Here is a 7,769-nt window from a genome sequence, read left to right on the forward strand (position 1 = left end):
GGGCAGACTGAGTACGTGACCACCGCCGTTCCGCTCCCCCCGCTCGCCGAGATCCTCGACACCGCGCACGTCGTCGCACTGCCGCTTGCGACGCGGTTCCGCGGCATCGACGTGCGCGAAGCCCTCCTCTTCGAGGGCCCCGAGGGCTGGGCCGAGTTCTCGCCGTTCGCCGAATACGGCGACGCGGAGGCCTCGACGTGGCTGGCTGCCGCCATCGAGGATTCACGGATGCCGCGACCCGCCGCCCGCCGTGACCTCATCGGCGTCAACGCCACCGTGCCGGCGGTGGTGGCAGCATCCGTCCCGTCCGTGCTCGCACGGTTCGACGGCTGCCGCACGGCGAAGGTCAAGGTGGCGGAGCCCGGTCAGGTGCTCGCGGACGACGTGGCGCGCGTGCGCGCGGTGCGCGAGGCCATGGGGCCCGAGGGCCGCGTGCGCATCGATGCGAACGGCGCGTGGAACGTCGACGAGGCCGAGCACGCGGTCCACGCGCTCGCGGAGTTCGACCTCGAATACGTCGAGCAGCCGTGCGCGAGCGTCGAGGAGCTCGCCGAGCTTCGCCGACGCGTGAAGTACATGGGCATCCCCATCGCCGCTGACGAGAGCGTGCGCAAGGCCGCCGACCCGCTCGAGGTCGCGCGGGCGGGAGCCGCCGATCTGCTGGTGATCAAGGCGCAGCCGCTCGGCGGGGTGCGGCGAGCGCTCGAGATCGTCGCCGAGGCCGGGCTTCCCGCGATCGTGTCGAGCGCCCTCGACACGTCGGTCGGGCTGTCGATGGGCGTCGCGCTGGCCGCGGCCCTCCCCGAGCTCGACTACGACTGCGGACTCGGCACGGCGTCGCTGTTCACGGCGGACGTGGTCGACCCGCCGCTCACACCGCGCGCCGGCGCGCTCGTCGTGGGCCGGGTGACCCCCGACCCGGCACTGCTCGCCGAGCACGCAGCATCCGCCGACCGCCGCCAGTGGTGGCTCGACCGGTTGGCCCGGTGCTACGAGGTGCTGCGCACCGCGGAGTGATGCCTGCGGGACTTACTGCCTGCGGGAAACCCGGGGCGTTTCGACTCGCTTCGCTCGCTCAACGACCGGGAGAAGCGCGACTGCCCGGGATCAGAGGGGGTCGACGAGGGCGGTGGCCACACGCGCGGTGCGCTCGTTGACCAGCTGGTGCATCTCTGGCACGCTCAGGCCGGTCATGACCGCGAAGGCCGACGTGTCTTCCCAGGTCTGCAAGATGAGGCCCGCGAACTCCTGCGGCGGTAGGCGCAGCCTGAAGCGATACGTGAGCGCGAGTTCCTCGATGAAGGACCCGACGCGCTGGACGATACCCGCCTGCCACGCGAGGTAGGTCTCGGCGAGCCGCTGGTCGCGCATCGCGCGCGTGCGGATCTCGCTGGTCAGCAGGATGCCCTCCTTCTTGTCGAACGCCACATCGAGCAGTTGGCGCACGAGGGCGCCGGGCTCGAGGTCCTCGCCGCGCTCCTGGAGCTGGGCGACGCGCTCGGCGACCTCGTCGATCTTCTCGCCGGCGACCCGCTCGGTGAGGGCGAGCATGAGCTCGTCCTTGGTCTCGAAGTTGGAGTAGAACGCGCCGCGCGTGAAGCCTGCGCGCTCGCAGATCGCTTCGACGGAGGCCGCGTCCAGGCCGACTTCCGCGAAGACCAGGGCGGCGGCATCCAGCAGCTTCTGCCGGGTCGCCTCGCGACGACGCGAGGTGCCGGTCGCTTCGGCCACGGGGGTGTCGGTCATCGGTCCTCCATCTCGTCCAGTCTCACACGCACTACTCAGGTTGGGGCGGCAGGCCCGCCCTACGATACACTCATGTATCCGATACAGCGCTGTATCGACGGTTCCCGAACTCTCCACCCGTAACCGGAGGCGCTGTTGTCGACTCTTCTGTATGCGCTCGGTCGCTGGACCTACCGCCACCCGTGGCGGGTGCTGGTCTCGTGGCTGATGCTGCTGGGCATCGCCCTCGGGTTCGCGATCCCGCACCTGGGCGGGACGGACAACTCGTTCTCGATCCCCGGCACGGAGGCCCAGGAGGGCATCGAGCTGCTCGATCGCAGCTTCCCGCAGGCGAGCGGCACGAGCGCGCAGCTCGTCATCGTGACGGCCGACGGCGACCGGATCGACGAGGAGCCGTACAGCGGCGCCATCGGCGACACGGTCGCGCACCTCGAAGACCTCGACGGGGTCATCGCCGTGACCGACCCCTTCAACGAGATGGTGACGGGCATGGTGTCGGACGACGAGTCCGCCGCGATCATCCGCCTCCAGTTCGACGGCCAGTCGACCGACGTGTCGGACGAGACCAAGGAGGGACTCGAACAGGTCGCCGACGATCTGCGCGAGACGCTTCCCGAGGGCTCGCAGGTCGCCATGGGCGGCGACCTCTTCTCGACCTCTGTGCCGGCACTGTCTCTCATCGAGGCGGTCGGCGTGCTCATCGCGCTGTTCGTGCTCATCGTGACGTTCCGCTCGTTCGCGGTGGCGTGGTTCCCGCTCGTGTCCGCGCTCATCGGCGTGGGTCTCGCGATCGCGCTCATCTTCATCGCCACCGCGTTCGTCTCGGTGTCGTCGACCACGCCGATGCTCGCGATCATGCTGGGACTCGCGGTCGGCATCGACTACGCCCTCTTCATCGTGGCGCGACATCAGGATCAGGTGCGCGCCGGGGTCGAGCCCGAGGAATCCGCCGCCCGCGCGACCGGTACGGCAGGTTCGGCGGTCGTCTTCGCCGGAATCACGGTGCTCATCGCCCTCATCGGCCTCGGCTTCGCCGGCATCCCCTTCCTCACGACGATGGGCATCGCCGCGGCTGTCGCCGTCGCGATCGCCGTCGTCGTCGCCCTCACCCTCACACCCGCGCTCCTCGGCTTCGCGAAGCACCGCGTCGCCGGCTGGGGCCACGGCAGGAAGCGGCGCGGGATGCCGCTGCCCGGCGCGCGCCGCTCGGCGGAGGCGGAAACGGACACCCTCACCGAGACGAGCGCCACCGCCTCGGACGAATCGGATGCTTCGGATTCCCTGAGCGGAGCCGCGCCCGCGGAGACCTCACGGCGCGCGCGAGCGGCCACCGATGCCGCTCGGACGCACGAACCAGAGAACAACGAAACCGTCCTCGCAGCAGAGGCGGCCCACGGAACCCCGACGAAGAAGACCAATCGCTGGGTCACGCTCGTCACCAAGCACCCGATCGTCACCACCATCGCCGTCGTGCTCACCCTCGGCGTCATGGCGATCCCGGCGGCGAGCCTCGCGCTCGCCCTGCCGAACGCCGGCCAGCAGCCGGAGTCGAGCCAGGCGCGTCAGGCGTACGACCTCACGGCCGAGCACTTCGGGCCCGGCTCGAACGGCCCGCTCATCATGACCGGCACGATCGTGACGTCGACGGATCCGCTCGGACTCATGGCCGACCTCAAGGCCGAGATCGAGAAGGTGCCGGGCGTGAAGGAGGTCGCGCTCGCGACGCCGAACGAGACCGCCGACACCGGACTGATCCAGATCGTGCCCGAGACCGCGCCCGACGACCCGGCGACCGCCCAGTTGGTACGCGACCTGCGCGCGCTCGCCCCGGAGCTCGAGGACGAGTACGGCGTCGACCTCAAGGTGACGGGATTCACGGCCGTCGGCATCGACATCTCGGACCGCCTGGGTGCCGCTCTGCTGCCGTTCGGCGTGTTCGTCGTCGGCCTGTCGCTCGTGCTCCTCATGATCGTGTTCCGCTCGATCTGGGTGCCCATCAAGGCCGCCCTCGGCTACCTGCTGTCGGTGATGGCCGCGTTCGGCGTCGTCGCCGCGGTCTTCGAGTGGGGCTGGGGCGCGGAGCTCCTGCACGTGGACCGTACGGGCCCCGTGATCAGCTTCATGCCGATCATCCTGATGGGCGTGCTGTTCGGCCTGGCCATGGACTACGAGGTCTTCCTCGTCAGCCGCATGCGCGAGGACTATGTGCACGCCCGCCGCGCCGCGGGCGGCCACGCGACGCGCGGCAGCCGCGACATCGCGGTCGGCGCCGTGCGCTCGGGCTTCACGGCCTCGGCGCGCGTGGTCACCGCCGCCGCGGTCATCATGTTCGCGGTGTTCGCGGCCTTCGTGCCCGAGGGCGACTCGTCGATCAAGCCCATCGCGCTGGGCCTCGCCGTCGGCATCGCCGTCGACGCGTTCCTCGTGCGCATGACGCTCGTGCCGGCCGTCATGACCCTGCTCGGCGACAAGGCGTGGTGGATGCCGCGCTGGCTCGAGCGGATCCTCCCCCACTTCGACATCGAGGGCGAGGCCGTCGAGCGTGAGCTCTCGCTCGCCGCATGGCCGGAGCCCGACACGACGGCCGTGGTCGTCGGCGACGGCGTCGCCGTGCGCGCGGACGCGGGCGGCTCGGCCGGCGAGGTCGTGCTGTTCGAGGACGCCGCGTTCCGCGCGGAGCCCGGCGGCACGCTCATCGCGACGGGCGACCCCCGCGCGGCGCGGGCCTTCGCGCTCACGATCGCGGCGCGACTGGCCCCGACCGACGGACGCCTGCGCGTCGCCGGCCATCTGCTCCCCGAGCGCGGCGCCTGGGTGCGTGCGCACGTCGGGCTCGCGCTCCTCGCTGACGCCGACGACCGCGTGCCGGCGCTGCGCCGCGCCCTCGCCGGAAAGGCGAGCCTCGTCGTGATCGAAGGCGTCGACGCGCTCGATCACGCGGAGCGCGACCAGGCCGCCGCGCTGCTGCGCGACGCCGCCGCGGCGCTCGCGGCGAGCGACCAGCGTCTGACGCTCGTCGTGACCGGCCGCACCGAGAGCGCGGCTCTCGCCCTTCTCGCGGACGCGCACCGCCCCGACGTGACCTCGATCACGCTGCGCTCCGCCACCGCTCAGACCACCCCCACCGCAGAGGTGAACGCATGACCCCGAACTGGATCACCACGGCCGTCGAGCGCGCGCGCTCGACCCGGCCCGTCACGTGGCTCACGCTGATCGGCGTGCTGCTGCTGCCCGTCGTCATCGGCGGCATCCTGGTGGCCGCGCTGTACAACCCCGTGGAGCGGCTCGACAACCTGACCGCCGCCGTCGTGAACGAGGACGAGCCGGTCACCGTCGACGGGCAGCTGGTGCCGCTCGGCCGCCAGCTCACCGCCGGGCTCGTCGAGGGCTCGGACGAGCTCGACAGCAACCTCACGTGGACGCTGTCGAACGCGGATGACGCGGCTGCCGGCCTCGCCGACGGCACCTACGCCGCCGTCATCACGATCCCCGAGAACTTCACAGCCGCCGCGCTGTCGACCCGCCCGGGCGAGACGCCCGAGCAGGCCACGATCGAGGTCACGACGCCCCCCGACAGCCTCATCGTGGACGACGCCATCACGGCGCAGGTCGCCTCCGCCGCCGCCTCGACCATGGGCACGCAGCTGTCGACCGTGTACCTCGAGAACGTCTTCCTCGGGTTCACGACGCTGGGCGACCAGCTCGGCACCGCCGCCGACGGTGCGCAGCAGCTCGCCGACGGCGCGACCCAGGCCGCCGACGGCGCGGCGCAGCTGCCCGACGGCATCTCGCAGCTCGCCGACGGCAACGAGCAGCTGGCGAGCGGCGCCTCGCAGCTGGCGAGCGGCGCCGGCCAGATCGCGGGCGGCGCGACGTCGCTGCAGTCCGGTCTGACCACGATCGCCGGCAAGACGCGCGAAGCGTCTGCTGGGGCGCAGCAGATCGCCGACGGTGTGAACGCCGGCGCGACCGTGCTCGAGCAGACGGGGATCGTGCCCGACGGACTCACGCAGGCCGCGGGCGGCGCGTCGACGGCGACCGGTCTGGCGGCAGCAGAGGCGAAGACGAACTTCGAAGCCCTGCAGGAGCTCGCCGCATCCTGCACGCAGTCCACGGACTTCTGCAGGCAGCTCGGGACGGCCGTGGCCTCGGCCGGCAAGACCTCCGTGATCCTCAACGGCACGGGCCCCACTACCGACAACCCCGGTGCGGCGACCCTGACCCAGCTCACGGCAGACGGCATCGCTCAGCTGAACACCGGCGTCACCCAGGAGTTCGCGACGCAGTTCCGCACCATCGGCACCGGCGTCGGCACGCTCGCGGGCGGCCTCACCCAGCTCGCCGGCGGCATCGACCAGTCCGCGGCGGGCGCGGGGCAGCTGGCGACCGGCGTGACCGGCATCGAGAGCGGTGCGGACGGACTCTCCGACGGCGCATCGCAGCTCGCGTCCGGCGCGACCCAGGCCGCCGACGGCGCGACGAGCCTCGCCGACGGCGTGGCCCAGCTCGCCGACGGCACCGGAGAGCTCGCGAGCGGGCTGGCCACAGCATCCGATTCCCTCCCGTCGTACACCGACGACCAGGCCACCGACCTCGCCACCGTGGTGGCGAACCCCGTGGAAGCGGAGGGCGTGGGCACGTCGCTGTTCGGCGCCTCCGCGATCCCGCTGCTGGCGACCCTCGCACTGTGGTTCGGCGGACTCGGCACCTTCGTCGCGTTGCAGGCCGTCTCGCGCCGCGCGCTCACGTCGCGCCAGCCCTCGGCGCTGCTCGCGCTGCGCTCGTTCGCCCCGGCGGCGGCGCTCGGCGCCGTGCAGGGCATGCTGGTGGCCGGCGTCGTGCAGCTCGCCGCGTCGTACGCGTGGGCGGACTGGTGGATGTTCGCCGTGGTGGCGGTCGTCGCCGGCATCGCGTTCGCCGCGGTGAACCAGGCCCTGATCGCCGTGTTCGGCGGTGCCGGGCGATGGATCGCCGCACTGATCGGCGTGTTCGCCGTCGCGACCGGAGTCGTCTCGACGGTGCCCGGTGTGCTCTCGAGCGTCGCGGCGCTGCTGCCCACCGGGCCCGCCTACAACGGGATGCTCGCCGCCCTCACCTCGGCGTCGGGACTCGGCGCCGCGATCGCCGGCCTGGTCGTGTGGACGCTGCTCGCCCTCGGCGCGACGATCCTCGCGGTCGCGCGCCGGCGCAGCACCTCGGCGCGCGCGCTGCTCAAGGCGGCGCCCGCCACCGCCTGACCCGCTCGTCCTCGGAGCCCCGGCCGCCGCCCGGCCGGGGCTCCGCCGTGTCGTGTCGGGTTCGGGGCGCGGGAGCGACGTTCGGGGCGCGCCGCGCGCGCCCCGAACGTACGCGACGCGCCCCAAAACCCGAGGCATCACCCGGGGCGGGCAGCTCGTCCGATCGGCGGCCGAACAGTGGCCGATCGGCCGATTGCCGGCGGGACCGCGGCGCGACAGGATCGCAAGCATGAACCCCTCCCCGCACCCGACCGAGGCGCGCCGCGATCCGGCCCGGATCCCGCCGCGCTGGTTCATCCGCACCGCGTGGGTCGTCCATCGGGCGCTGTACCGGGTGACCCGCGGACGCGTGGGGCTGCGGCATCCGTCCCCCACCGTCTACGGGATGATGCGCCTGCACACGGTCGGCCGCCGCTCGGGCGAGCCGCGCGTCGCGATCGTCGCGTACTTCGAGGACGGCCCCGACCTCGTCACCCTCGCGATGAACGGCTGGGGCGACCCGCCGCCGGCGTGGTGGCTGAACCTCGAGGCGCGGCCCGCGGCATCCGTCGATCTTCCCGACGGCAGGCGCGACGTGCTCGCCCGCGAGGCGACGGGAGCCGACCGCGAACGCCTCTGGGCGGTGTGGCGCACCCTGCAGGGCGACGCGGACCTCGACGCGATGGCGTCGCTGCGCAGCCGCGAGACCCCGGTCGTCGTGCTCACCCCGGCGCCCTGAGCGTCATGTCCGGCGGGGTCGGGTCCCTCGGGGGAGAGTGAGACCCGACCCGCCGGCGCCGGCGACGG

At 72.6% G+C, this 7,769-nt stretch carries 5 protein-coding genes; 4 read left to right on the top strand and 1 reads right to left on the bottom strand.

Annotation, left to right across the window (positions count from 1 at the left end):
- Window positions 1-15 precede the first annotated feature (15 nt).
- Window positions 16-1,017, top strand: a complete 1,002-nt coding sequence (locus Q9R33_RS00290) for an o-succinylbenzoate synthase (RefSeq protein ID WP_311292491.1) — start codon at window positions 16-18, stop codon at window positions 1,015-1,017.
- 90 nt (window positions 1,018-1,107) lie between these two features.
- Here the strand turns inward: Q9R33_RS00290 and Q9R33_RS00295 are convergent, their stop codons facing one another.
- The gene (locus Q9R33_RS00295) at window positions 1,108-1,746 is read right to left on the bottom strand and encodes a TetR family transcriptional regulator (protein ID WP_311292492.1); all 639 of its coding nucleotides are present in this window, start codon (window positions 1,744-1,746) and stop codon (window positions 1,108-1,110) included.
- A gap of 135 nt (window positions 1,747-1,881) precedes the next feature.
- On the opposite strand from Q9R33_RS00295, the gene Q9R33_RS00300 reads away from it, so the two are divergent.
- From Q9R33_RS00300 to Q9R33_RS00310, 3 genes are all read left to right on the top strand, one after another.
- A complete protein-coding gene (locus Q9R33_RS00300; protein WP_311292493.1) occupies window positions 1,882-4,890 on the top strand; it encodes an MMPL family transporter in 3,009 nt (1,002 codons plus the stop codon).
- Window positions 4,887-6,983, top strand: a complete 2,097-nt coding sequence (locus Q9R33_RS00305) for a YhgE/Pip domain-containing protein (protein WP_311292494.1) — start codon at window positions 4,887-4,889, stop codon at window positions 6,981-6,983. The genes Q9R33_RS00300 and Q9R33_RS00305 overlap by 4 nt, the downstream gene beginning before the upstream one ends.
- A gap of 229 nt (window positions 6,984-7,212) precedes the next feature.
- Complete coding sequence (locus tag Q9R33_RS00310) at window positions 7,213-7,701, top strand: nitroreductase/quinone reductase family protein (RefSeq protein ID WP_311292495.1); 489 nt, start codon at window positions 7,213-7,215, stop codon at window positions 7,699-7,701.
- The last annotated feature ends 68 nt before the right edge of the window (window positions 7,702-7,769 follow it).

The organism is Microbacterium sp. PRC9 (assembly GCF_031844125.1).
Lineage (GTDB): Bacteria > Actinomycetota > Actinomycetes > Actinomycetales > Microbacteriaceae > Microbacterium.

Coding starts and splice junctions, on each gene's coding strand:
- Q9R33_RS00310 (WP_311292495.1), top strand. CDS start 7,213: ATGAACCCCTCCCCGCACCCGACCGAGGCGCGCCGCGATCCGGCCCGG.
- Q9R33_RS00295 (WP_311292492.1), bottom strand. CDS start 1,746: ATGACCGACACCCCCGTGGCCGAAGCGACCGGCACCTCGCGTCGTCGC.
- Q9R33_RS00305 (WP_311292494.1), top strand. CDS start 4,887: ATGACCCCGAACTGGATCACCACGGCCGTCGAGCGCGCGCGCTCGACC.